Source organism: Paenarthrobacter sp. NPDC089675, assembly GCF_044749185.1.
Lineage (GTDB): Bacteria > Actinomycetota > Actinomycetes > Actinomycetales > Micrococcaceae > Arthrobacter.
In genome coordinates this window covers 143887-166858 of the sequence record NZ_JBIVHM010000006.1, presented here as the reverse complement: position 1 = coordinate 166858, position 22972 = coordinate 143887, and the positions used below count along the sequence as shown (strand labels likewise).

General features: G+C 63.7%; 21 protein-coding genes. 13 read left to right on the top strand and 8 right to left on the bottom strand.

Translation table 11 applies throughout. From position 1 onward, the window contains the following. Positions 1–2 precede the first annotated feature (2 nt). The gene (locus ACIPY2_RS14495) at positions 3–722 is read left to right on the top strand and encodes a tyrosine-protein phosphatase (protein ID WP_400267091.1); all 720 of its coding nucleotides are present in this window, start codon (positions 3–5) and stop codon (positions 720–722) included. 142 nt (positions 723–864) lie between these two features. Then, positions 865–2964, top strand: coding sequence for a phenylacetic acid degradation bifunctional protein PaaZ (gene paaZ, locus ACIPY2_RS14490; RefSeq protein ID WP_400267090.1), 2100 nt, complete (start codon positions 865–867; stop codon positions 2962–2964). Between the two features lie 130 nt (positions 2965–3094). Here the strand turns inward: paaZ and ACIPY2_RS14485 are convergent, their stop codons facing one another. From ACIPY2_RS14485 to ACIPY2_RS14470, 4 genes are all read right to left on the bottom strand, one after another. After that, the gene (locus tag ACIPY2_RS14485; RefSeq protein ID WP_400267089.1) at positions 3095–3502 is read right to left on the bottom strand and encodes a VOC family protein; all 408 of its coding nucleotides are present in this window, start codon (positions 3500–3502) and stop codon (positions 3095–3097) included. A 228-nt stretch (positions 3503–3730) separates the two neighbouring features. Next, positions 3731–4333: a TetR/AcrR family transcriptional regulator gene (locus ACIPY2_RS14480; RefSeq protein ID WP_400267088.1), complete on the bottom strand. Its 603-nt coding sequence runs from the start codon at positions 4331–4333 to the stop codon at positions 3731–3733. 84 nt (positions 4334–4417) lie between these two features. Beyond that, on the bottom strand, positions 4418–5758 hold the full coding sequence (gene paaK / locus ACIPY2_RS14475) for a phenylacetate--CoA ligase PaaK (RefSeq protein ID WP_400267087.1): 1341 nt from the start codon (positions 5756–5758) through the stop codon (positions 4418–4420). A 6-nt stretch (positions 5759–5764) separates the two neighbouring features. Next, positions 5765–6226 carry a hotdog fold thioesterase gene (locus ACIPY2_RS14470; protein ID WP_400267086.1) on the bottom strand — a complete coding sequence of 154 codons (462 nt, stop codon included), beginning with the start codon at positions 6224–6226 and terminating at the stop codon, positions 5765–5767. 132 nt (positions 6227–6358) lie between these two features. Here ACIPY2_RS14470 and ACIPY2_RS14465 point away from each other — a divergent pair, with 132 nt between their 5' ends. Beyond that, positions 6359–6946 (top strand): GNAT family N-acetyltransferase, encoded by a 588-nt coding sequence (locus ACIPY2_RS14465; protein ID WP_400267085.1) that lies wholly within the window; start codon positions 6359–6361, stop codon positions 6944–6946. Positions 6947–6999: 53 nt separating this feature from the next. On the opposite strand, the gene ACIPY2_RS14460 is transcribed toward ACIPY2_RS14465, so the two are convergent. Both ACIPY2_RS14460 and ACIPY2_RS14455 read right to left on the bottom strand, forming a co-directional pair. Then, positions 7000–8559: a putative bifunctional diguanylate cyclase/phosphodiesterase gene (locus ACIPY2_RS14460; RefSeq protein WP_400267084.1), complete on the bottom strand. Its 1560-nt coding sequence runs from the start codon at positions 8557–8559 to the stop codon at positions 7000–7002. Between the two features lie 2 nt (positions 8560–8561). Beyond that, the gene (locus tag ACIPY2_RS14455) at positions 8562–9623 is read right to left on the bottom strand and encodes a hypothetical protein (RefSeq protein ID WP_400267083.1); all 1062 of its coding nucleotides are present in this window, start codon (positions 9621–9623) and stop codon (positions 8562–8564) included. Between the two features lie 107 nt (positions 9624–9730). Between ACIPY2_RS14455 and ACIPY2_RS14450 the strand changes: the two genes are divergently transcribed. Continuing rightward, complete coding sequence (locus ACIPY2_RS14450; RefSeq protein WP_021473873.1) at positions 9731–9898, top strand: hypothetical protein; 168 nt, start codon at positions 9731–9733, stop codon at positions 9896–9898. Positions 9899–10043: 145 nt separating this feature from the next. Here the strand turns inward: ACIPY2_RS14450 and ACIPY2_RS14445 are convergent, their stop codons facing one another. Further along, positions 10044–11687: an ATP-binding protein gene (locus ACIPY2_RS14445; RefSeq protein WP_400267082.1), complete on the bottom strand. Its 1644-nt coding sequence runs from the start codon at positions 11685–11687 to the stop codon at positions 10044–10046. A gap of 210 nt (positions 11688–11897) precedes the next feature. Here ACIPY2_RS14445 and ACIPY2_RS14440 point away from each other — a divergent pair, with 210 nt between their 5' ends. Together ACIPY2_RS14440 and ACIPY2_RS14435 are read left to right on the top strand one after the other, a co-directional pair. Further along, positions 11898–12281, top strand: coding sequence for an STAS/SEC14 domain-containing protein (locus ACIPY2_RS14440; protein WP_400267081.1), 384 nt, complete (start codon positions 11898–11900; stop codon positions 12279–12281). Positions 12282–12319: 38 nt separating this feature from the next. Then, positions 12320–13123, top strand: coding sequence for a class I SAM-dependent methyltransferase (locus ACIPY2_RS14435; RefSeq protein WP_400267080.1), 804 nt, complete (start codon positions 12320–12322; stop codon positions 13121–13123). Between the two features lie 11 nt (positions 13124–13134). Here ACIPY2_RS14435 and ACIPY2_RS14430 read toward each other — a convergent pair whose 3' ends face one another. Then, positions 13135–15354 carry a S9 family peptidase gene (locus ACIPY2_RS14430; RefSeq protein ID WP_400267079.1) on the bottom strand — a complete coding sequence of 740 codons (2220 nt, stop codon included), beginning with the start codon at positions 15352–15354 and terminating at the stop codon, positions 13135–13137. Positions 15355–15626: 272 nt separating this feature from the next. Between ACIPY2_RS14430 and ACIPY2_RS14425 the strand changes: the two genes are divergently transcribed. The 7 genes from ACIPY2_RS14425 (at position 15627) to ACIPY2_RS14395 (ending at position 22968) form a co-directional block, all read left to right on the top strand. Beyond that, positions 15627–16349, top strand: coding sequence for a glycosyltransferase (locus ACIPY2_RS14425; protein ID WP_400267078.1), 723 nt, complete (start codon positions 15627–15629; stop codon positions 16347–16349). Then, on the top strand, positions 16346–17788 hold the full coding sequence (locus ACIPY2_RS14420; protein ID WP_400267077.1) for a glycosyltransferase family 4 protein: 1443 nt from the start codon (positions 16346–16348) through the stop codon (positions 17786–17788). Before ACIPY2_RS14425 ends, ACIPY2_RS14420 begins: the two co-directional genes overlap by 4 nt. Beyond that, positions 17778–18542, top strand: coding sequence for a lipopolysaccharide biosynthesis protein (locus ACIPY2_RS14415; RefSeq protein ID WP_400267076.1), 765 nt, complete (start codon positions 17778–17780; stop codon positions 18540–18542). The genes ACIPY2_RS14420 and ACIPY2_RS14415 overlap by 11 nt, the downstream gene beginning before the upstream one ends. Next, complete coding sequence (locus ACIPY2_RS14410; RefSeq protein ID WP_400267075.1) at positions 18518–19351, top strand: hypothetical protein; 834 nt, start codon at positions 18518–18520, stop codon at positions 19349–19351. Before ACIPY2_RS14415 ends, ACIPY2_RS14410 begins: the two co-directional genes overlap by 25 nt. A gap of 148 nt (positions 19352–19499) precedes the next feature. Then, positions 19500–20582, top strand: coding sequence for a glycosyltransferase family 4 protein (locus ACIPY2_RS14405; protein ID WP_400267074.1), 1083 nt, complete (start codon positions 19500–19502; stop codon positions 20580–20582). Then, a complete protein-coding gene (locus ACIPY2_RS14400) occupies positions 20579–21385 on the top strand; it encodes a PIG-L deacetylase family protein (RefSeq protein ID WP_400267073.1) in 807 nt (268 codons plus the stop codon). Before ACIPY2_RS14405 ends, ACIPY2_RS14400 begins: the two co-directional genes overlap by 4 nt. Next, positions 21382–22968, top strand: coding sequence for an ArnT family glycosyltransferase (locus tag ACIPY2_RS14395; RefSeq protein ID WP_400267072.1), 1587 nt, complete (start codon positions 21382–21384; stop codon positions 22966–22968). The genes ACIPY2_RS14400 and ACIPY2_RS14395 overlap by 4 nt, the downstream gene beginning before the upstream one ends. Positions 22969–22972 lie beyond the last annotated feature (4 nt).

Below are 22972 nucleotides of genomic sequence, written 5' to 3'. Positions count from 1 at the left end.
CTATGGATGGGAACCCGGCTGCCGTGCCCCTGGAAAGCGTCCACTGGGACGGGGCCGTAAACGCATGGCGGATCGCTGGAGATGTGTACCGGATGGGCCGCCACGAATGGGTCACCGCAGAGGGGTGGCGGCAAATGTACGACGACGGCGTCCGCACCGTCGTTGACCTCCGCGCCTCGCGCGAGAGGCGGCCACGCGAGACGGACCCCGCGGTGCCGGACGACGTAAAGGCTCGGATCGACGTCGTACATTGCCCGACTGAGGATCCGGACCACGGCGACTTTGCCGCACTCTTTGGTCCCTACTTGAAGGAACCGAGCCAGTACGCGGACTACCTCACCCTGTTCGGGGAAAGGATCGCGGAGGTCTTCAGGGCGATAGCCGAATCGCAGGGCAAGGTAGTGGTCCATTGCTCGGCGGGGCGTGACCGGAGCGGAATCATTGCCATCATGCTGCAACGGCTGGCGGGAGTGGGTGACGAGGACATCGTGCGTGGCTACGAGTTGGCAGCGCGTGGAATCAACGAACGCCACCGCACGCACGGCGCACCCCACGCCCACGATCCCTATCTTTCCGACGAAGACCTTGAAGCCTTGCTCGCACGGAGGCGGGTTGCATTGCGGGAGTTCCTTGGCCGGCTCGATGTCTCCCGGTTCCTGACGGTCAATGGCGTGACGAATCGGGAGATTTCGCTGCTGAAGGTGAAGCTCGGAGCCAACTGAGGTCAGCACACTCAAAAAGGGGGCTGACCTCTGGCGGTCCTTCATGTACGCTGGTATATATTACCGAACGGCCGGTCAGTAATGTTGGCCCATCCAGCATCGACCGAGCCGCTTTCATGTGCCTTGGAAGGACCCGTCGACGATGACCACAACAGCAGTCGCCCCGGAAACTACAGACGTAGCCACCGTCCCCAGCTACGTTCAGGATGCGTGGTGGACTCCGGCGCCTGAAGCCAAATCCGTTCCCGTCCGGGACGCCAGCACCGGGGAAGTCCTCGCCAACGTGAGCACCGACGGACTGGACCTGGCCGCCGTCGTGAACTACGGACGCACCACCGGTCAGGCGGAACTCGGCAAGCTGACGTTCCACCAGCGGGCACTCAAGCTCAAAGAGCTCGCCATGTACCTCAACGGGCGGCGCGAGGAGCTGTATGCATCCTCCTCGCAGACCGGCGCCACCAAGATCGACAACATGATCGACATCGACGGCGGAATCGGCGTCCTCTTCACGTTCGGCTCCAAGGGCCGCCGCGAGCTTCCCAACTCGCAGGTCATCGTGGACGGGCCCATGGAGATCCTGTCCAAAGACGGTTCGTTCGCCGGCGAGCACATCTACACCCGCATTCCCGGCGTTGCCGTCCAGATCAACGCCTTCAACTTCCCGGTTTGGGGCATGTTGGAGAAGTTCGCTCCCGCATTCCTTGCCGGGGTGCCGACAATCGTCAAACCGGCCACCCCCACGGGCTACGTCGCGGCAGCAGCCGTCAAGGCCATCGTCGAATCCGGTATCCTTCCCGCGGGTTCGCTCCAGCTGATCTCCGGCTCTGCCCGCACGCTCCTGGACGAACTCGACTACCGGGACCTCGTCTCCTTCACCGGTTCGGCGTCAACGGCGAATTCGCTGAAGTCTCACGCGAACGTGGTTCAGGGCGGCGTCCGGTTCACCTCCGAGACGGACTCACTGAACGCAGCCATCCTCGGTCCCGACGCCGTTCCCGGCACCCCCGAGTTCGACGCTTTCATCAAGGCAGTTGTCACCGAGATGACCGTCAAAGCAGGACAGAAGTGCACAGCCATTCGCCGCGTCCTCGTGCCGGCCGAATTGACGTCTGATGTCGCCGCCGCCATCGGAGCCCGGATCAACGAGCGCGTCGTGGTCGGCGACCCTCGCGCCGAGGGCGTCACCATGGGCGCCCTCGCTTCGCTGGAGCAGCTCGCCGACGTGCGCGCGGCCGTCCAGTCAATGCTCGACGCCGGCGGTGAGCTTGCGTACGGATCTCTCGAATCGCCGTCGGTCACCTCGGTTGGAGGGGCCGTAGGTGTGGTGGAAGACGGGGCCTTCATGGCACCGGTGCTCCTCAGCTGGGCTGACTCGGAAGCCGAAGAAGTGCATTCCCTTGAAGCCTTCGGACCGGTTTCCTCGGTGCTCGGCTACACCGACCTCGCCGACGCCGTGCGCCTTGCTGCCCGCGGTTCCGGCTCGCTGGTGGCCTCCGTGTGCACTAACGATCCCGCGGTGGCCCGCGAATTGGTTACCGGCATCGCCGCCCACCATGGCCGCGTGCACATGCTCAATCGCGAAGACGCACGTTCCTCCACTGGCCACGGTTCCCCGGTTCCGCACCTGGTCCATGGCGGCCCGGGGCGCGCGGGCGGCGGCGAAGAACTGGGCGGCATCCGCTCCGTGCTGCACCACATGCAGCGCACGGCAATCCAGGGCTCGCCGAACATGCTCACCGCCGTCACCGGTCAGTGGCACACCGGCGCCGACCGGAACTTCACGGTGGAAACTGAGGGGGAGCACCCGTTCCGCAAGTCCCTTGCCACGCTTCGCATCGGTGACGCTGTACGCTCGGAGCTCCGCCAGGTCACCCTTGATGACATCACTGCCTTCGCCAACTCCACAGGCGACACCTTTTACGCCCACACCAACCAGGAAGCCGCCGAAGCCAACCCGTTCTTCCCGGGCATCGTGGCGCACGGCTACCTGCTGCTGAGCTGGGCTGCCGGCCTGTTCGTGGAGCCTGCTCCGGGTCCTGTCCTGGCCAACTACGGCCTGGAGAACCTGCGTTTCATCACACCTGTGGCCGCAGGCGACTCCATCCGGGTGACTCTGACCGCCAAGAAGATCACCCCGCGCGAAACAGACGAATACGGCGAGGTTGCCTGGGACGCCGTGCTGACCAACCAGAACGACGAAATCGTGGCCACCTACGATGTCCTTACCCTCGTAGAGAAGTAACCCTCGCTCAGGTCCCGTCGGTTTGGGTGGTTGCTCGCTCAGGTCCCGTCGGGTTTGGGTGGTTGCTCGCTCACGTCCCGTCCCAAATACGAGAAACGCTCTCCCCTGCGGAGAGCGTTTCTCGTTTATTTTAAAGCTGGTAGTCGGCCTGCTGCCCAAGGGTTTCATGGATGCAGAGGACGTTGTTCTCCGTGTCCATGAACCAGGCACACTTTTCGGTTTCGGTGGTACAAATGTGGTTCTCCGTCTTGAGGTCCGGCTGGTCGTAGTCCTGGAATGAGACGCCCCTGGCTTCCATTTCAGCGACCAAGCGCTCGATGTCGTGGACCTCGAAACTTAGTGCGGTATGGCTGGAGTGCACGCCATCCGTGATGGGCAACAGCTGAAGCATGGCTCCTCCGTCGTTGCCGAACAAATCGTTACCGTCCGGAGTGGTCCCTCGGTGCGGCAGGCCGAGCTTTTCCGAATAGAAAGCGTGTGCGCGGCTCATGTCATCGACGGGCAGGACGGTTGTGGCTGTGTTGAGTGCTAGTTGCATAATGGCCACCTCCTACGCTGAAAATCCTACGCTCGCCGTGGCTTTGAAGACTTTACGAATTTCTGTCAGGTCCGTGGAGCGGTGGGATGTGCGAGAGGGTCGCGCCAGACGGGGTGGGATGTGCGAGAGGGTCGCGCCAGACGGGGTGGGATGTGCGAGAGGGGCGCGCCAGACGGGGTGGGATGTGCGAGAGGGACGCCGCCAGACGGGGTGGGATGCGAGAGAGCGTCAGGCGGCGGTGTGGAGGCCGTCGAAGGCCATGGTGATGACGTCGTCCGCGAGCTTCTCCGGGGACAGCGAGCCGCCGGGCTTGTACCACTCCACGATCGAGTTGATGGTGCCGAACAGGAGCCTCGTCACCGTCCGGGGATCGATGTCCTGGCGCAGGGAGCCGTCCTCGCGGGCGGCCGAGATGAGTGCCGCTACCTTATGGTCGAATGCACGACGGCGTTCCAAGGCGTCGCGCTCGATGTCGGTGTTCCCACGCAGCCGGAGGAGCAGCGTGACGAAGGGGAGCCGGTCCACGAGCACTGCGATGGTCTGCCGCAGCACGAACTCAAGGCGGGCGTCGGCCGGACCGGTCAAGGCGGAGGGCTGTTCCAGGATCGCTTCAAGGCCACCCAGGGCGTGGTCGAGGGCCAGCTTCAGGAGGTCGCCCTTTGACGGAACGTGGTGGTAGATGGCCGACTTTGAGATGCCGAGGTTCTCGGCCAGGATGCCCATGGACGTTGCATCGTAGCCGTGGCGGTTGAAGACTTCGACGGCGATGCGGAGCACCGACTGCTGGTCGTAACCCGGCCGTCCGCGCTTGGCTGTTGTCTCAGTAGGCATGGTGGCATTTTCTCACGATCTCTTGGCAGGGCCGGTTGAGCGACGCCGCATGTCAATCAAAACGCGCGGCGTCGCCCATGCGAACTAGCCCTTGGGGCGAAGGTCGTAGATCCGGCGGAGCTTTCCGTTGGATCGTTCAAGCGAACCGGGCTCAACGACGTCAACCACGCAAGAGGACCCAACGTGGATCTTGATCTGCTCGCGCAAGGCGTGTGCCGCCGTCGTGCCTGACTCAACCGGAACGTTCTCACGGCGCTCGATCCGCACCGTCAGCGTGTCCATGCGCTTGCCTTCGGGCCGCGTAAGTTCCAGCTGGAAGTGGGGGCTGAGCTCCGGAATCCTCAAAGCGATTTCCTCGATCTGGGACGGGAACAGGTTCACGCCGCGGAGGATGATCATGTCGTCGCTGCGGCCGGTGATGCGTCCCATGCGGCGGTGGGCCGGGCGAGCCGTACCAGGGAGCAGGCGCGTGAGGTCCTTGGTGCGGTACCGGATGATCGGCAGCGCTTCCTTGGTCAGCGAAGTGAAGACGAGCTCGCCCGGTTCGCCGTCGCCCAGGACTCGGGTGTGATCGAACGGGTCGATTATTTCGGGGCGGAAGTGGTCTTCCCAGATGTGGCAACCGTCCTGGGTTTCCACGGCTTCGCCGGCGACGCCCGGGCCCATGACCTCGGAGAGCCCGTAGATATCGCAGGCTTTGATGTTCATGGTGGTTTCCAGCTCGTGTCGCATCTCCTCGGTCCACGGCTCGGCGCCCAGCACGGCGTACTTGAGCGACGTGGACGTGGGGTCGATGCCCATGTGTGCCATGGCATCGGCGATTGTCAGGAGGTACGTGGGCGTGGCCAGGATGGCATCCGGCTTGAAGTCCTGGATGAGCTGGATCTGCCGTTCGGTCTGGCCGCCGGACATGGGGATGACGGTGCAGCCGAGTGCTTCGGCGCCGGCGTGGGCGCCGAGACCGCCGGTGAACAGTCCGTAGCCGTAGGCGTTGTGGACCTTCATGCCGGGACGGACCCCGGAAGCGCGCAGGGAGCGGGCCACCAACGTGGCCCAGTTGGCGAGGTCGTTCTTGGTGTAGCCAACCACAGTGGGGCGCCCGGTGGTGCCGGAGCTCGCGTGGATCCGGGCAACCTGATCCTGCGGGACGGCAAACATGCCGAACGGGTACTCCAGCCGCAGGTCTTCCTTGGTGGTGAAAGGGAACTTGCCCAGATCGCCCAGTTCGCGCAGGTCGCCGGGATGCACGCCGGCTTCATCGAACTTGCGTTTGTACAACGGCACGCGGTCGTAGGCGTAGGCAACCGTGTGCTGGAGGCGGCTGAGCTGCAGGGCTTCCAGTTCGTCCCGGGACATGGTCTCTTCGCGGTCCAGCACTGCATCTGACGTGGACGCAGTGGGCGCTGCGACGGTGTTCTGTGTCATGGGTTCCTACTTCTTGGAGATGGTGCGGCTGCGGCCACGGAACTCTGCGATGAGCTCGCCTGGCGCGTCGATGGAGGGGGAAGCTGCGGCGTCGGCGGCGTAAAGCTGGATGTCGTAGAGGCCGCTGCGGCCGGTGCTCGCGCGGCGGTTGGCGACGGCGGTAATCACCTGGCCTTCGAAGGCCGGCTTCATGAAGTTGATGTCGACGCCGGACGCCACCGTGATGTTGGCGGCCTCCTGGGGCGTGGGGTTGGCCGGGTTGCAGGCCAAGGCGAACGCGGTGTCACCGAAGGCGAAGATCATTCCGCCGTGGGCCATGCCGAAGCCGTTGAGCATTTCCTGCCGGAGCTTCATTCGGATGGTGGCGTGGCCGTCGTCGAGTTTGAGGACCTCGATGCCCATCCATTCGGACGCGTAGTCGTTGGTCAGGATGTGGTGCGAAGCACCGGAGAGGGTTGTTTCAACCATGCGTCATTGCCTCCAGCTTTATTTACCGAATGTTCATTAGGTAATCCCAGATCGGCCCAACTGTCAAGACCGGACAAGGTAGGCATGGCCTAATTGGACCCTGCTCCGGGCCCACCCTGTAGCCTCGAAGGCATGCCCGATATTGAGCTTCCGATCCTCACCGAACGACTCATCCTGCGGCGCTTCGAGGCCGAGGACCTCGAGCGTTTCCACGGGTACCAGTCCCTTCCGGAGACCGCCCGGTTCCTGCTGCGGCCGGAGCTGACCAAGACCAAGTCCATGGAGGTCCTGGGGCGCTATGCCAACTTCGGGTTCAAGGAGCCGGGGGACTGGGTCTGCCTTGCCATCGAACGCCAGGATCAGCCAGGACTCATGGGCGAGGTGGTGCTCAAGTGGCTGGAGGGTACCGGCCAAGCGGAGGTGGGCTGGATCCTGCACCCGGACGCGAGGGGCCAAGGCATCGCCACGGAAGCGGCGGAAGCGGTCCTCGACCTTGCTTTTGGCCTGCTCGCGTTCCACCGTGTTGATGCCAAACTCGATGCGCTCAACACAGGATCAGCCGGTATCTGCCGGCGGATCGGGATGCGGAAGGAAGCTTCCCTGGTGGACATCTGGCATTACAAGGGCCAGTGGGCCACCGAGGATATCTACGCCATCCTCGATTCGGAGTGGCGGGCGCGCCGCGTCAGCGAGAGCGAAAAAGCCGCCCGGCCCAACTAGCGCATCAACCAAAACCCGGCCGGCCGGCGTCGTGGTTTTACAACGGCAAAATCTCAGTCCGGCACCGGCCACGCCTTATGGTGCTTCAGTTGTTCGGTGAGCTGCGACTCGGGCAGGGGGCGGCTGAAGTAGTAGCCCTGCCCGCTCGTGCAGCCGATGCTGAGCAGGTATTCGGCCTGTTCCTCCGTCTCGATGCCTTCCCACACGGCTCCGAGGCCGCACGCACGGATGAGTTGCAGGACGGCTGCCAGCAGCGCGGGCTGGGAGGGGTCGCTGCCAAGTGCGGCGAGCAGTGACCGGTCCACTTTGACGGCGTGCACGGGCAGGCGTCGCAGATAGTCGATGGAGGAGTAGCCCGTGCCGAAGTCGTCGATCTCCATGCCGACACCGAGCCTTTCGAGGGCTTTCAGGGTGTAGCGGTCAAGATCGTTGCCTTGGATCACGGCGCTTTCGGTCAGTTCCAGGACCAGCGACGCCGGGTCGAGGCCTGCCGCGTTCAGCGCATCCCGGACGTCCTCAATGAACTCGAGGCGCTGCAGGTCCGCGGCGGACACGTTGATGCGCATGTTGAAGTCATGGTGTGCGGTCAGGGGGTCGACCCGCCACTTTTGCAACTGCTCGACGGCGGTGCGAAGCACCCACCCGCCCAGATCGGAAATCATGCCCGTTTCTTCCGCGAGGGGGATGAATTCGTCCGGCATGATCATGCCGCGGGTGGGGTGCTGCCAGCGGACCAAGGCCTCCACGCCCTCGATTCCGCGGGTGTCCAAGCGGATGATGGGCTGGTAGAACAGCACCAACTGATCACCGGAAATGGCTTCCTTGAGTTCGTTGATGAGCTGGCTGCGCAACTGCCTGGCATGCAGCATGGCCGGCTGAAACACCTTGAGCCGTCCACGGCCTTCGGCTTTGGACTCGTACATGGCGATGTCCGCTTCCATCATCAGCTCTTGGGCGCTCTGGTCCGGGCCGGCCATGCGGAGGCCCATGCTGGCGCCGCAGCGCAGGTGCTGTCCCTCGACCTCCATGATCTGGTCGACGGCGGCAAGTACCCGGTTGCCGATCGAGGAAGCGATGGCGGGAGTGACGTTCCGCAGCAGGACGGCGAATTCGTCGCCACCCATCCGCGCGACCATGTCTTCATCCCGGACGGCGCCGGTAATCCGTTCGGCCACGACTTCCAGGACCTTGTCACCTATTGTGTGGCCCATTGAGTCGTTGATGCCCTTGAACCCGTCCATGTCCATGAGGAGAATCCCGGGGCGCCCGCCTTCGGTACGTGCTCTTTCCTGGGCGTCGGAGAGCGCCGCGGTGAAGGCAGAACGGTTGTTAAGTCCTGTGAGGGAATCGGTCATCGCCATTTTCTGCATCTCACGATGGGCCTCGTGCAACTGCTGGGTCCTTGCCGCTACGCGTTCTTCGAGTTCTGCATAGATAATCTGCAGGTCCTCGGCCAGGAGGTTGGTGCCCATGATGACGGCGTCGATCTCATCGCGTGCTTCGGAAACCTCAATGCGGGCGTCGAGGTCACCCGCGGCCAATTTGACGATGCTGTCCAGGAGCAACGCAAGGCGTGGGTCCGATCCGGCTTCGGACACCTTCTCCTCGGACATGCTCACCCCCCGTGCGGCCCGCCTCGGTCATCTGCGGTACGCCCAACATTATCGCGGAGATACTCGTGGACGGCAGAGCTTCTCTCCGGGAGGGCAGCCTGCTCGAACAAACCTGCCGAAACGTCGAAGGTGGCCTGTGCATCCATCTGCCGCCCCAAGGCCAGGAGGGTGCGGCCCAGGAGGAAGTGGGCCTCAGCTGCGGTCTGCGTGGCAAGAATGGAGGAACGGGCGCATAGCGGTTCCAGGATGGCCAGGGCTTCCTGGAAGTCCCGGTTGAGGAAGTTCCATCGTGCCCGGACCAGGGACATCTCCAAGTGGTCACGTTCCGATCCGCCGACGATGTCCGTGGCCAGCTCTGCCCTCTCGATGCATCGGAGCGTGGCGGCATCGCTGAGCTTGGCCTGGAGGCGCATCTCGGCGGAGGCACGATTGAAGCGGGCCCACAGGTCAACATCCTTGGATGGTGAAAGGCGCTCGGCCGCGAGGTCGTGGTAGAGCCCGCCGTCGGCTACCCGGTCGGCAAGGAATGCCACGTTTCCGATCACCCAGTAGCCCTTGCCTGCGGTGTCCTCGTCCACATCCGTGAGGAGGTTCTCCAGTTCCAGGCATTCCCGCCAGGCGTCGTCGAGGAGCCGGCTTTCCGCGAGGGCAGCGATCAGGGCGCGCTGGGCGAGGATCTGGACATACAGCAGATCAGGATCGCCCGCGGCAAGCTTGGCGGAGTCCGAGGCCATGGTTGCGGCTTCTTGGAGGCGGCCAAGTCCCTGCAGCGCCACTGCCACGAGCGTGCCTGCCTTGACGCCGCGTTCGCGCGATGTGGCCGTCAGTCGATGTTCATTCAGTTCCGTGGCCAGCTGCAGATACTCCTCGATCCGGCCTTGGTCCCGGCGGCACTCAGCTTGGAGGTAGAGCATGTCCCACCACGCGTCTTCGTCTTCAGCCGCCGCAGCCAGCTCCGCTGCCTCGCCGGCCAGCCGGAAGGCCTCGTCGAAATCGCGTTCCTTCCATTTGGCGCGTGCATTGAGTCCCGCGATGACGTGTGACGCTAGTTGTGGACTCTGCATATGCCCATTATCCATGTCAATGCTGTTGAAAAGCTCGTATAGTTTGCCCCGTGACTTTATTCAAGTCACAGACAAGAAATTCGCATCAGAACGAAAGGGCACAGCGGATGAAAAAATTTGCGGCAACTCTGCTCATGGCAGCAGTCCTGGCAGTAACAGGATTTGCTGCTCCGGCTAATGCCGAGCCTTCGCAGGACAGCACGGCAATCGGCTGGTGGCCGAACAGCGTCACCACCAAGACCAACACCACCAGCATCGGTTGGTGGCCGAACTAATTGGGGGGACGCCTGCAAAGGCCCCATGACGCAAATTGATGCCCCGGGTTGCTGCCCGGGGCATCAGTTTTGTTTCGCTGTATGTCGCAGATTAGTGACTGTCCGGGTAAGGCTGGAAATCCCTGGTTGACAGAGTTGTCACAGCCTATGGACCGCCCACCGGCAACTCCACGGAGACCGTGGTCCCGGCACCAAGGGTGGAATCCAGGTCCAAACGGCCCATGTGCCGGCTGATGATGTCCTGTGCGATGGCCAGGCCCAGCCCGCTTCCAGGCACCGCAGCGGCCGTGGCATTGGAGGCACGGTAGAACCGGGTGAAGATGTGCGGGAGATCGTGTTCCGGGATGCCCAGCCCTGTGTCCGCCACGCGGACAAGCGCTGCCTGGCCGCCGTCGTCCGTGGCCGAGAGCACGCTGGTAATCCCCACCCGGCCGCCCTCCGGGGTGAACTTGATGGCGTTGGCCACGATGTTCGTGAAGACCTGTTCCAGTTTGGCTTCGTCGGCGGTGACCTCGATGTCCTCGGACGCCTCCACGTAGGAGATGGCCACATGCCTGGACTCTGCCAAGGGACGCAGGGTGGCCACCACCACCTGCAGGAGTTTGGCAATGTCCACGGGCTTGAGGTCGAGGTTGCTCCCGTCCTGCATGGAAACCGTCAGCATGTCCTCGATGAGCCGGCGCAGGCGGTCCGAATTACGGGCGATCACGTCCAGCATTTTGCTGATGCCCTCAGGGACGGGCCCGCCGGAGCCATCGCGGATCATGTCCAAGTACGCGGTGATCGAGGTCAGGGGAGTCCGGAGTTCGTGGTTCACGGTGGCCAGGAAGTCGGTCTTGGCTTTATCCAGCTGCCTCAGCTGGTGCAGCACCCTCTGCTGGGCGCTGATGAGATTCCCTTGGATCAGTCCGTGGGCAACGTTCCCGGCCACGTGCTGCATCAGCGAAATTTCGGGACGAGTCCAGTCATGCCGTCTCTGGTCCGTGGCCAGGAGGATCACTCCCAAGGCAGTTGCGCCTTCGCCCACGGGCAGGATCACGGAGGAGACGGGGGTGAGCTCAGGTGACCATTCCTGCAGGGCTTGGGTGATCTTTGACCCGGGCTCCAGCCGGTGGTCAAGGACGGCCAGGACATCGGCCTCGGACCACAGCCTGTTGGCGAGCTCGGTGATGGTGCCCTCGCTTTCGCCAAGTTTTGCGGGCAGTTGCAAGACTCCGGGGCGGTTCCATTGGGCGCGGATGGAGGGGACCCGCTCGTCCCGGAACGTCGCGAACCAGACATGGTCGACGCCCAAGGCCTCCCCGAAGCCGCGGACAACGTGGTCCGCGATCAGCTGGGGATCGTTGGTTTCCCGGATGGCCGACGAAACGTTGCGCAGGCTTTCCCGAAGTGCTTCCACTTGGCCGCGGGCCCGGGCGCGCTCCCGGGACCTCCCGATGAGCGTGTTAACCCGGTGCACCAGTTCGTCCGGTCGCACCGGGTTGATGACGTAGTCCACCACGCGCCAGGCTTCAACTTCTTCGAGGTCCACCGAATCGCCGGCATCCAGGAGCAGCAGGACGGGCACACCGGGGCTGCGGAGCCCGTGGGCCAGGGAATTTTCCAGCACCACAATCGCGGGGTTGTTGTGTTCCAAGCTCACCGAGAGCGAGGCCGCATTGGAAGCGGTCAGCACACGGAAGCCGGCAGCTGCCAAGGCGGCCGAAGTCAGCGTCAGCCGCTCGACGTCAGTATCCGCCACCACGGCTGTGCTTGTAACGTCATCCGCCCCGGCTCCGTTCTCAACCACTGGGCCCCTTCCGTTACAACGTTTGTTCCACGGTTTTACCAGATTTGGCATCACCTTATCAGCGCTTGCCCAAGGTGCGGACCAGCGGCGCACGCACGGTGGCGCCGGTCATGATGGCGCGCTCTTTACTTTGGCTTGGGGATTCGACACGCTTGGAATGCCAGTTTGGGGGATGCTGCCGGTGCCCCCAGCAGAACGCCAAGGAGCAGGGTGGACCAGTCAGCGACATCGCAAGACCAGCAGCCAGTGGCGTTCCAACTAAACCTGGACGACTCCGGGATACTTCGGCTGACATGGCCTCGCGGCGCCCGCATCAAGGAGACGGACGCCCAACGTGCCATGGACCAGGTCAATGACCTGTGCGGGACGAGCCGGTATCCGATGATCGTGGACATGGCCACCACGGACGACGTCACCCGGGGTGCGCGGTCGGTCTTTGCCAAGCCATGCCAGGCGTCACGGATTGCCCTGTGGGGCTCATCCCCGGTGGACCGCGTGATCGCCAACTTCTTCCTCGGCATCATGAAACCCCCTTGTCCCACGCGGTTTTTTACCGACGAAACAGAAGCCTTGGAGTGGCTTGTTGAGGAATAAGCGCAGGTAGGTGCCTTGTGGCGTCCTATATTGGGAGAATGCTGTCCGCTTTCAAGAAGTACCTCCTGGTCCCGCGCTTGATCAGGCTGTCTTCCGGGGCGCCCAAGGATCCGTTGACTGCCTGGGACCAGTACTGGGGAAGTGTCCGTTCCACCGGTGCCTCAGGCGACGTGCTGTGGGATTCCGGAAGCAGCCACGAATTGGAGGGCTACCTTCCCCAACTGTCCCGTATGGACGCCACGCTTCCCATTGTTGACGTCGGTTGCGGCAACGGCAGTTTCACACGGCTTCTGGCTGGACACTTTCCGCACGCGCTGGGAGTGGACTACGCGGCGAACGCGGTGGAGCGGGCGCGTCAGGAGTCGGCCGGAAGTCCGACGACGTCGTTCGCCGTGTGCGACATGACGGAACCCGGCGCTTCGCGGACTGTTGCGACGGCACTGGGCCGGGCCGGCTTCTCGGGCGACTCCAACGTTTTCATCCGTGGCGTCCTGCATGTCCTGGACAGGAAAGGCCGTGCCGCCCTGGCCGCCAACCTGCTGCCCGTCGTCGGAAAACGCGGCACTGTATTCTTCGCGGAGACCGACTTTCCCGGTACACCGGTTGATTACGTCACCCACCTCGGTGCAACACGGAACTCCATCCCTGCGCCCCTCGAATGGGCCATCCGCGGCCTGCCGATGCCCGGACGGTTTGGCGCCAGGCAGCGGGGGAAGGCCTTCCCGGCGTCGGACTGGAACCTGGTGGAGGAGGGCTCGGCGGACATCGAAACCCGACCACTCAGCAATCCCTCCCGCCCGGACGTCATCCCCGGCTACTACGCAATCCTCCGCGCCCGCTAGTGCCACGAGCGCTACTTGAGGCCCGCCCCGGGCAGGAGTTCCGTAGCGCCCAGGGAGTCCGCCACGAACGCGTAATCCCACGCACGCTCGCGCCACTGGACGTAGCGACCGGAGGCGCCGCCGTGCCCGCCATCCATCTCGATCTTCATGACGATCGGCTCGGAGCCCGTCGATTCCGCACGCAGTGCCTGGACCCACTTGGCAGGCTCCACATAGAGGACCCGGGTGTCATTGAAGGACGTCACCGCGGCGATCTTCGGGTAGGCAACGGCACGCACATTCTCGTACGGAGTGTAGGACTTCATGTACGCGTAGGCTTCCGGGTCCGTGATCGGGTTGCCCCACTCTTCCCACTCCAGCGCAGACAGCGGAAGTTCGGGATCCAGGATGGTGGTCAGGGCATCCACGAACGGCACCTGGGCCACTACGGCAGCGTATTTCTCCGGGGCCATGTTGGCGACTGCGCCCATGAGCAGGCCACCTGCCGAGCCGCCCATGGCAGCAATCCGGGAGGGTGAAACCCAACCGGACTCCGCCAGCCAGTCAGTGGCCGCGATGAAGTCCGTGAACGTGTTCTTCTTGGTGAGCTTCTTGCCGTCCTCGTACCAGTGCCGGCCGAGTTCACCACCGCCCCGGATGTGCGCGATGACCATGACGATTCCGCGGTCCAGCAAGGACAAACGGGCCACGCCGAATCCAGGATCCATGCTCACTTCGTAGGAGCCATACCCGTACACCAGGCCTGCCGCGGTCCCGTCCTGCTTGACCGAAGCGTGCCGCAGCACGGACAGCGGAACCCGCGTGCCGTCGTCGGCCACTGCCCATTCCCGCGTAGCCACGTAGTCCGAGGAAGAGTAGCCGCCCAGCACCGGGCTCTCCTTGCGGAGCAGCAACTCGCCGGCGGGAGCATCGGCGGTGGGCAGCACGAAGTCGTAGACGCGCGACGGCGTGAAGTAGGACGTATAGCCGATCCGTATCACGGGAGCCTCGTAGTCGGAGCCGGAAACCCCTGCGGTGTACAGCTCCTCGTCGAACTCCGGCTCCACCGGCGCGGCCTGGGCAGCAGTCCCCAGACCCGCGAGCGGCAGCACCTGGACCCGTTCGATCGTGTCCTTCCGGATGGACAGCACGAGGTGCGTGGAGGTGACCCCCGCGCCGTTGACGCGTACGTCGTCGGAATGCCCGACGACGGTCCGCCAGTTCTGCCCGGACTGCGGCTTGGCCAGTTCTTCAGGATCAACCAGGCTCACCATCGAGTTGATGGCGTCTTTGTTGTGGGTGAGGAGAAGCGTTTCGCGGCCGTCGAGCAGGAAGGGCTCGGCTTCGTAGAGGATGTGTTCGTCGCGGGAAATGACCGTAGAGAGCCCGGCTTCGTAGTCGTCGAAGCGAAGCAGCCGGGTCTCGCTGAATTCCGAGCAGCCGATGCTGAGCACCAGATGGCGGCGGTCGGAGGCGAGGTCGAAGCCCAGCCACATGGCGACGTCGTCCTCCTGGTACAGCACCTCATCCTCGGTGACGGGCGTGCCCAGGACGTGGGACTTGACCTGGTACGGCCGCCAGGAATCGTCCACCACGGTGTAGAAGAGGCGTGTGCCATCGGGAGAGAAGGCAACGCCGTAGAAGATGTTCTCGATCATGTCCGGGAGGAGTTCGCCGGTACGCAGGTCCTTGACGCGCAAGGTGAAGCGTTCGTCGCCGGAGTTGTCCACGGCGTAGGCGTAGAGGTTGCCGTCGATGGTCACGGCAGCGCCTCCGATGCTGAAGAAGGGCTGGCCCTGGGCCTCGACGTTGCCGTCCAGGAGGACTTCCTCTCCGGCAATGGCGACGCCGGGCTCCACGGAAGGGGGAGTCCAGTCGGCCACCCGGTCCCCGGTGTCCTGGGCCTTGACGCGGCACTGGATGCTGTACTCCTTGCCTTCCACCGAACGGCTGTAATACCACCAGCCATCCTTGCGGCTGGGCACGGAAAGGTCGGTCTCCTGTGTGCGGCCCTTGATCTCCTGGAACATGGCCTCCCGCAGCGGCTCCTGGTGCGCCGTCACTGCTTCCTGGTAAGCGTTCTCGGCCTTGAGGTGTCCAACCACCTCCAGGGATTCCTTGTCCCGCAGCCACTCGTAGTTGTCAATGAAGACGTCTCCGTGGTGTTCGCGCCGGAAGGGGACGCGTTTGGCAACCGGGGGCGTAACGGAGGTGTCCATGGCAGGAGCAGGTGCGGAGGAGATGTGGCTCATGTGGCCACTCTATCGACGCCCCCGGACACCCAACCAGCGATTTCGCTGACAGCGCCGGGAAGCCCCGAAGGCACTGACGGTTTAGTACAGCGTCAAGTGTCGTCATGACTGGCGTTATCCGCCACTTCCTATATTGCGAGCACAGTTTTCGCGCAGTTCCCGGATTATTGGAGGCTCTCATGGTCCTGCAGCAACAGCACAGCACTCACATTGGCAAGAGGGTGGCTCTTCAACCGCGCCGTCACTTCGAGCCGGGCCCGATGGCCGGGACGATGCCACGCTCCTATGTGGACCTCGAGGTCGTCATCCCGGCATACAACGAGGCGGAGCGGATTCCCGGCACCCTCAGGAAGACAGTCGATTTCCTGGCCGCCATGCCTTGGTCCTCCCGCATCGTGGTGGTGGATAACGGCAGCGTTGACGAGACCGCAGCGGTTGTCCGCGGAATTTCGCGTGAAACGGGGAACGAAGTGCCGATTTCCGTGGTGGGATGCTCCCGCCGGGGAAAGGGAGCGGCGGTCCGTCGCGGACTCCTCAGCGGCACCTCCCGGTTCACCGGCTTTTTCGACGCGGACCTTGCCACACCTTTGGAGACGCTCACTGACGCCATGACCCACCTTGCGGCGGGCGCAGCCGCCGTCATCGCGTCCCGCCATGCCCCGGGCTCCAGCCTTGTGCGTCCACAACACCCTGTGCGCAGGGTGGGGGGAAAGGCCTTCCGGGTCCTGACCAGTTCAAAGGTCAAGGGCATCCGGGATACCCAGTGCGGCTTCAAGTTCTTCGAACGCGAAGCCCTCACCGCGGCCATGGTGCAGTGCCGGAGTACGGGGTTCGCCTTCGACGTGGAACTGCTTCTGCGGCTCCAGAACAACCGCTCCAGCATCATCGAATTGCCCGTGGCATGGACAGACGGCGCCGGGTCCACATTCCGCACACTCCGCGACGGGGTGGCCAGCTTCGCCTCGGTGATCCAGCTCCAGAAGGTAACGCTGTGACTAACGATTTACCCGATGTGAATTCCCCGGCCAAGCTCGCTGGAAAGCACGTCCTGGTCCTCAACTGGCGCGATATCAGGCATTCGCAGGCCGGAGGCGCCGAGCAATACATGCACGAGATCTCCCGCAGGTGGGTGGACAACGGAACCAGGGTCACCTGGTTCACAGCGCGCGACGACGGCCAGGCGGCGGAGGAGGTCATCGACGGTATCCGGATCCTTCGGGGCGGCGGACCGTTGTCCATCTACGGTCACGCAGCCTTCCGTCTCTTTCGAGCCAGCGGCCAGTTTGACGCAGTAGTGGATTGCCAAAACGGCATCCCGTTCTTTTCGCCGTTGTTCCTGCCCCGCGGGATCCCGGTGGTCCAGTTGGTCCACCATGTGCACCAGGAACAGTTCCGCACCCGCTTCTCCCCGCCCCTGGCCGCCGTGGGCCGCTTCCTGGAGGGGACAGGCGCCAAGACGGTGTACGGACAACGGGCGATCGTGGCCGTGTCTCCGTCCACGCGGTTGGAACTGCGAAAGCTCGGGTTCACGGGCCCGATCCATGTGGTGCCGAACGGCACCATCGACATTCCGCCAATGGTTGGCGACCGTGCCCCTGAGCCGACCATCGCCGTCGTCAGTCGCTTGGTTCCCCACAAACGCCTGGACCTTTTGCTGGGCCAGTTTGCCGTGGCCGCCCGAACCGTTCCCAACCTGAAAATGGATATTGTCGGCGACGGACCGGAACGGGCCCGGCTTCAGCAGCTCGCCATGGACCTCGGCCTCGACCATGCCGTCACCTTCCACGGCTACCAGCCCAACGAGGTCCGTGACGGGTTGCTGGGGAGGGCCTGGTTGACTGCCTCCATGTCGGCCTCGGAAGGCTGGGGCTGTTCCGTCATCGAAGCCGCGGCCTGGGGCGTGCCATGCCTGGCCCTTCGCGTGCCGGGTATCCGGGATTCCGTTATTGACGGGAAAACCGGCTGGTTGGTTGATACTCCCCGCGAATTCGGCGCAGCATTGGCGGAGACGCTCAGCTTACTGGCGGAGCCGGATATCGTCACGGACACGGCGGTTGAATGCCGGGCGTGGGCTGGCTCCTTCACTTGGGATCGCAGCACAAAGCTGCTCACCGGAGTGCTTCTGGAAGAAGAAAGGATGCGTCGCGACGGCGGCGATCCACGTTTGGTGCATTCGGACTTGTCTACGATGGTGCGCTTCGAACTACGCGACGGCGTTGATCTGCGCAGCATCCTGCGGGCCACGGACGAAGTGGCGGTGACCGAGGACGGACATGTTTCGATCCTGATGAAAGGCCGCGATGAATTCGAAGCCTTTTCTGCCGTGAAAACCCTTGGCCTGCGGACAGCCGAAGTCCATCCCGCAGGGCGCACTGTGCTGCTCGCCGGACCCTGGGCCGGTTTGGCCCCCGCGGACACGGTCGATGGTCACTAGCTCTGCCTTCCTTGATGAAACCAGGCAATCCATTGGCACCGTCCGGCCTCCCACGACCAGGGCCGAGCGGAGAAGGAAGACCCCGGATCACGATGTAAACATTGCCGGCAACAGCGGATTCCTTGCCGTGTCAGCCGGACTGGTGGGAGTGGTGAGCTACGCCTGCACCCTCCTCATGGCCACGATGCTCGGGACCTCGGACTATACGCGGTTCGCCGCCGCTGCGATGATCCTGGGAATTGTGGGAATTGTTGCCAATGCGCTGGTTCCACTTCCCCTGTCACATGTGGTTGCCGTGCATCCGGAAGGGTCCGAGGAACGGCGCAACGGGGTCGCCTTCTCGGTCTTTGTGTCCTGCCTTGCAGGCATGGTCGCGGCACTCATCACGGGCTCGGTGATGTTCGCGCTCGCCGCTCCTGACCTCGCCCCGGTGGTGGCATTGGCCTCGATCGCCATCTTCATGGCCAATGCGCCTGCCGGATGGTTGCAGGGGGAGTTCCGGTTCACGTGGTACGCAGTATCCACCATCGGCGAGGTGGTCCTCCGGCTGGTTTTCAGCCTGCTGGTCATTGTCATCGGGTGGGGTGCCGGGGGAGCTGTATGGGGATTCGTTGTGGCTTGCGCGGCTCCCATGGTTGTGCCGTCGTCGTTCTACAAGGACCTTCGCTGGCGTCCGGGGGTTTTGCGCGAAAGGCGGCGTTGGGCTGAACGAGCGATATCGCATCGGTGTTGTGCGTTGTTTCGGTCCTGGTAGGTCTCGACGTCGTGGTTGTCGGCTTCCTGGACAACGGCTCCATCGCGGCGGCGGGGTTCCAAGCACTCGCCACGATTGCCAAGGGGCCCGTGTACGTGGCTGCGGGTTCGGCTTTGGTGGCCTTTCCGCTCCTGCGTACGCCGGGGGCCAGGATCAGCGAAGTGCTGGGGGCATCCTTCGCCTCTTTTGGGCAACTCGTGGTTGTAGCCTTTGGCATCATTGCCACTGCACCGCCGGTAATGGCCGGATTAATTGTCCCGGAGAAATATCGAGGCTCGCTAGGCCTGCTGCCGTGGCTGGCAGTTTCAGGCCTCGGATACGCCGTACTGATGGTACTTGCCACTGTCCTTCTCGCCCTACGGGCCTACCGGCGCTGCCAACTGGGCCTCGTGTGTGCGAGCTTCCTGGTGGTGGGCGGGCTGTGGATCGGCTGGAACCTGAATGCCGTGGCGGGCATGGCGGTGGGCTCCGCCATCGGCGCTGTGGTGTCCGGTACGGTCCTCGCCGTACTGGCGTGGCCGGTAATCGTGGCCTCGCGCGCTGGAGCTGTGAAGTTTGTCTTCACTGCCATGATGCTCATCGCGGCCTTGGCAATCTCCTCCCGCCTGCAGCCCATGGTCTGGCTTGCGTTGTCCGCCCTGAGCGGTTCCACCGTCCTCGCCCACCAGCGGGGCCTGCTTCCGATCTGGAACGACGTCAGGATCTTCCGACGGCGCCGGGGCAACAGCCGCAGGAAGGAGAAGGAACCGGACCGGCAGGAGTTCCGGGCCCGGCACCTTCGAAATCCACGGGGATCGCGCTGGGCGTGATGGATCAGCGCCTCAAAGCACCGGGGCTGCCATGCACCGGGGCTTCCCTGCGTCGGCGCTTCCAAGGACTCAAACAAGAAAGACGATGATGAGAGTTTTACATTTAGGCTTTGAAGATCCGCGCATGCCCGGTGCCGGAGGGGGCTCCGTGCGGACCCACGAAATCAACCGCCGGCTTGCGGTGAGGGGGTTTCACGTCACTGTGCTGACCACCCGTTATCCAGGGTGGAAAGAACGCTGTGAAGACGGCGTCCACTATGTGCCAATCGGCATCGGTACAGGTGGTAACCGCCTGACGAGGCTGGTGGCCTACGTTGCGCGGCTGCCTTTCGAGGTCCGGAAGCGCCGTTCTGCTGCCCGACTGGTGGTGGAGGATTTTTTCGCTCCGTTTTCCACCATGGGTGCGCCCCTGTGGACCGGTCGTCCCACCATCGGAGTAGTTCAATGGCTGCACGCCAAGGACAAAGCGAGGCAGTACAAGCTGCCCCTGGACTGGATAGAGCGCTGGGGTGTGAGGCACCACCGCAGGCTGATCGCTGTTTCGGAGGGTATCGGGGATCGCTTGACCAAGATAAACCCGGATCTCCACGTGGACGTGATCGGCAACGGCGTGGATCCCCGTGCCTGGAATGCCGAACCCAAGCTGGGAAAGGACGTCCTTTTCCTGGGGCGGCTTGAGTATGTGGCCAAGGGTTTGGACCTCCTTCTGCGAGCGTGGGCCCAGGCCTGCTCCCGGGTGGAGGGCGACTTGTTGATCGTGGGAACAGGTCCGGATGAAGAGAGGGCCCGTGCTGCCATCCAGGAGCTCGGCATCTCTGGACGCGTGAAATTGCTGGGCTGGGCCTCAGGAGACAGGAAGTTACAGGCCATCAGTGAAGCCCGGCTGTTGGTGATGCCTTCCCGGCACGAGACGTTCGGCTTGGTGGCCCTCGAAGCATTGGCCGCGGGTACACCCGTCATTGCCTTCGACATCCCGTGCGTCCGGGAGATCGTTCCGGAGGGGGCCGGTTGGCTTGTTGCGCCGTTCGACGTCGAAGCCTTGGGTCAGGAAATTGTCCGCAGGTACCAGCAGGCCGACCTGGAACAGGTGGCCGCCCGGGGGCAGGCATTTGCCAGGGCCTACAACTGGGATGCGCTCGCCGACATGCAGGCTGACGCCTACACCGCCGCCGTTACCAAACTGGAGGGACGCGCTGCGATGCGCCACGAAGCGGGAAGGGCTTTGAAATGATGCCCTGTTCGAGAGTCGAGACGTCCCTGGCCGGCGATGCGCCGTGGCTGTTCCTTTCACCGCATCTGGATGACGCCGTGTTGTCCTGCGGAGCGCTCATGGAAGCGCAAGCGAAGGACCGGGAGATCATCGTTGCCACCCTGTTCACTGAGGCTCTTCCCGCGCCGCATACCCGGGCGGCGCGTTCTTTCATGCGACAATGCACCGTACCGGACGCCCTCGGGCTCTTTGAGGCCAGGCAGTCCGAGGACAAGGCTGTGTTGGAAGACATGGGCGTCCAGTCGATCCATCTGGGGCACGTGGACGCCCTGTTCCGGCGCCGGAAGCCTTTGAAGCCGGGCAGCAGTGCGTGGGACAGGCTGCTCCCGGAGCTTTCCCACAGCTATCCCACGTATCGGTTCGACATTGCCCTGGGACGGATATCCAGGGCCGACCGGGGACTCATCCACCAACTCCGAAGTGACATCGCGGAGCTCATGGCGCTGACCAGGGCGGAGCTGCTGTTCTGTCCAGTGGGCGTGGGGAAGCACGTGGACCACCTGATTACCCGCAAGGCAGGCGAGGCCCATCCGGAGAACCTGGTGATGTACTCGGACTTTCCCTACAACCTCAGCGCCGGACCGGATGAAAGGCACTTGTCAGAACTGGGCTTTGTGCCATGGACCTGGGAGTCCGGCCTCGAGGCCAAGACCTGCCGGATCAGGCAGTACGACTCCCAAGCCGAAGCATTGTTTCCGACAGGGGAGATCCCGCTGCAACCGGAAACCTACTACGTGCCCGCCGGGCCATCACGGAAGCCATGACCGTGATCGACGGCGTCCTGGCTGTGCGTTCGAAGCTGCGGACGGGGAGGCCCGCGGGCCGGCACCGCCTACTTGTGAGACGCACCGGGTGGGTTGCAGTGCTGCTGGGACTGCTTGCCCTGGAATTCCGGGTATCAGACGTCCAGCAGGCAAACGACGTCTTCATCGACGAAGTGACCTACGCAGACCTTGCACGGCAGATGGCAGAGGGACACCTTCCATCGATTCTGGGTTCTCCGTTTTTCCTCCACCCTCCCGGCACCTATGCCCTGAACGGCTTGGTCATTCGGATCTTCGGCCTTCAAGGGAATTCGATGGATCTGGCGTTGCAACTCCGCTGGGTCAACAGTGTCCTGGGTGTGTTCACCGTCGTCGTTTGCTTCCTCCTGGTTCGCCGCCTGGCCGGCGTCGGTCCGGCGGCCGTGGCGGGTGTGGTCCTGGCCAGTGATCCCTTTGTCCTCCGCATGGACGGTCGCCTGATGATGGAGACGCCCGCAGGCTTGGCGGTCCTCACAGGTTGGCTCGTGATGCTGATGGTCCTGGACCGCGAGCGGAGCAGGAAGCGCTGGTGGCTTGAAGCAGGCGCCGGCCTGCTGTTCGGGCTTGCCATTGTCATGAAGGACATGACCGCCGTCTTTACCGTGGTTCCGTTGGCCGCGTCGGTGGCGTGGCGCAGGACCGTGCCCCTGGGAACGGCGTGCAGGGTGGTCCTTTGCGCAGTGGTGCCATATGCGATGTACCTGGGCCTGATTGCCGCCCATGGGCTGTTCCCGCAGTTCGTGGAGCAGAAATCTGTGGGTGTCCTTCGAATGGTTGGTGCCGTCCAGATGACGGGCTTCAACTCGGTCACGGAGGTAAGCCTGACGGACCGCTTGGTGGATCTTATGGGACGGTTTGCCACCAGCTACCTGCTGCTCGGGCTTTCCATTCTGGCCGGAGTGGTAGTGGCTGCCGCTTCCGGCACGGCGCAGCGGCGGGCAATCGGGTTGTTCTCGATATTCACGGGAGTGGTTGGCGTCTATTCCGTCTTCTTTGGGGCTGCTGAGGAACAGTTCGGCTACTGTGTGGTGCTGGCCGGGCTGGTCTCCACGCCGATTGCCGCAGTGATGCTGGCGGAATGGCTGCCACGGCTTCGGACGCTGGTATTGGTGGGCTCGGCCCTCATGACGCTTGGCAGTCTCTTCCTGGGTATCCAGGCAAGGACGGTGGTGGACGACGGGCTGGTTCGGGCACGGGATTGGATGACCTCCTCGCTGCCTGCGGGGTCGAAGGTGGGCCTGACCTCCGTCACGGGTGAGTATGCCCTGTTGCCGCACGGGAATTGGGACGTACTGCCGTCCTTGCAGTCCTTGGACGCGGAAGGCGCGGACTATGTGCTGACGCAGGGCAGGCAACTGAGCGAAGGATACGGGTTCGCTGCTCCGGAGCTTCTTGACTGGTTGCAGAAGAACGCACAGCCAGTGTTCACCTTCGTTGGCCCCACCTCGGGTGACACCGTTGTTTGGCACCTCGACCGAACCAAGCTTGACCAGGCCGTCGCGGGTGGGCTCACTATTCCTCCCGTCTCAGGGGGATACCGGTGAGGCG

Excerpts from the sequence above, each read along its gene's own strand:
- ACIPY2_RS14495 (WP_400267091.1), top strand. The coding sequence starts at position 3 with ATGGATGGGAACCCGGCTGCCGTGCCCCTGGAAAGCGTCCACTGGGAC.
- ACIPY2_RS14435 (WP_400267080.1), top strand. The coding sequence starts at position 12,320 with ATGCTGTCCGCTTTCAAGAAGTACCTCCTGGTCCCGCGCTTGATCAGG.
- ACIPY2_RS14395 (WP_400267072.1), top strand. The coding sequence starts at position 21,382 with ATGACCGTGATCGACGGCGTCCTGGCTGTGCGTTCGAAGCTGCGGACG.
- ACIPY2_RS14415 (WP_400267076.1), top strand. The coding sequence starts at position 17,778 with ATGGTCACTAGCTCTGCCTTCCTTGATGAAACCAGGCAATCCATTGGC.
- paaK (WP_400267087.1), bottom strand. The coding sequence starts at position 5,758 with ATGACACAGAACACCGTCGCAGCGCCCACTGCGTCCACGTCAGATGCA.
- ACIPY2_RS14400 (WP_400267073.1), top strand. The coding sequence starts at position 20,579 with ATGATGCCCTGTTCGAGAGTCGAGACGTCCCTGGCCGGCGATGCGCCG.
- ACIPY2_RS14465 (WP_400267085.1), top strand. The coding sequence starts at position 6,359 with ATGCCCGATATTGAGCTTCCGATCCTCACCGAACGACTCATCCTGCGG.
- ACIPY2_RS14450 (WP_021473873.1), top strand. The coding sequence starts at position 9,731 with ATGAAAAAATTTGCGGCAACTCTGCTCATGGCAGCAGTCCTGGCAGTA.
- ACIPY2_RS14480 (WP_400267088.1), bottom strand. The coding sequence starts at position 4,333 with ATGCCTACTGAGACAACAGCCAAGCGCGGACGGCCGGGTTACGACCAG.
- paaZ (WP_400267090.1), top strand. The coding sequence starts at position 865 with ATGACCACAACAGCAGTCGCCCCGGAAACTACAGACGTAGCCACCGTC.
- ACIPY2_RS14425 (WP_400267078.1), top strand. The coding sequence starts at position 15,627 with ATGCCACGCTCCTATGTGGACCTCGAGGTCGTCATCCCGGCATACAAC.
- ACIPY2_RS14470 (WP_400267086.1), bottom strand. The coding sequence starts at position 6,226 with ATGGTTGAAACAACCCTCTCCGGTGCTTCGCACCACATCCTGACCAAC.
- ACIPY2_RS14485 (WP_400267089.1), bottom strand. The coding sequence starts at position 3,502 with ATGCAACTAGCACTCAACACAGCCACAACCGTCCTGCCCGTCGATGAC.
- ACIPY2_RS14430 (WP_400267079.1), bottom strand. The coding sequence starts at position 15,354 with ATGAGCCACATCTCCTCCGCACCTGCTCCTGCCATGGACACCTCCGTT.
- ACIPY2_RS14455 (WP_400267083.1), bottom strand. The coding sequence starts at position 9,623 with ATGCAGAGTCCACAACTAGCGTCACACGTCATCGCGGGACTCAATGCA.
- ACIPY2_RS14460 (WP_400267084.1), bottom strand. The coding sequence starts at position 8,559 with ATGTCCGAGGAGAAGGTGTCCGAAGCCGGATCGGACCCACGCCTTGCG.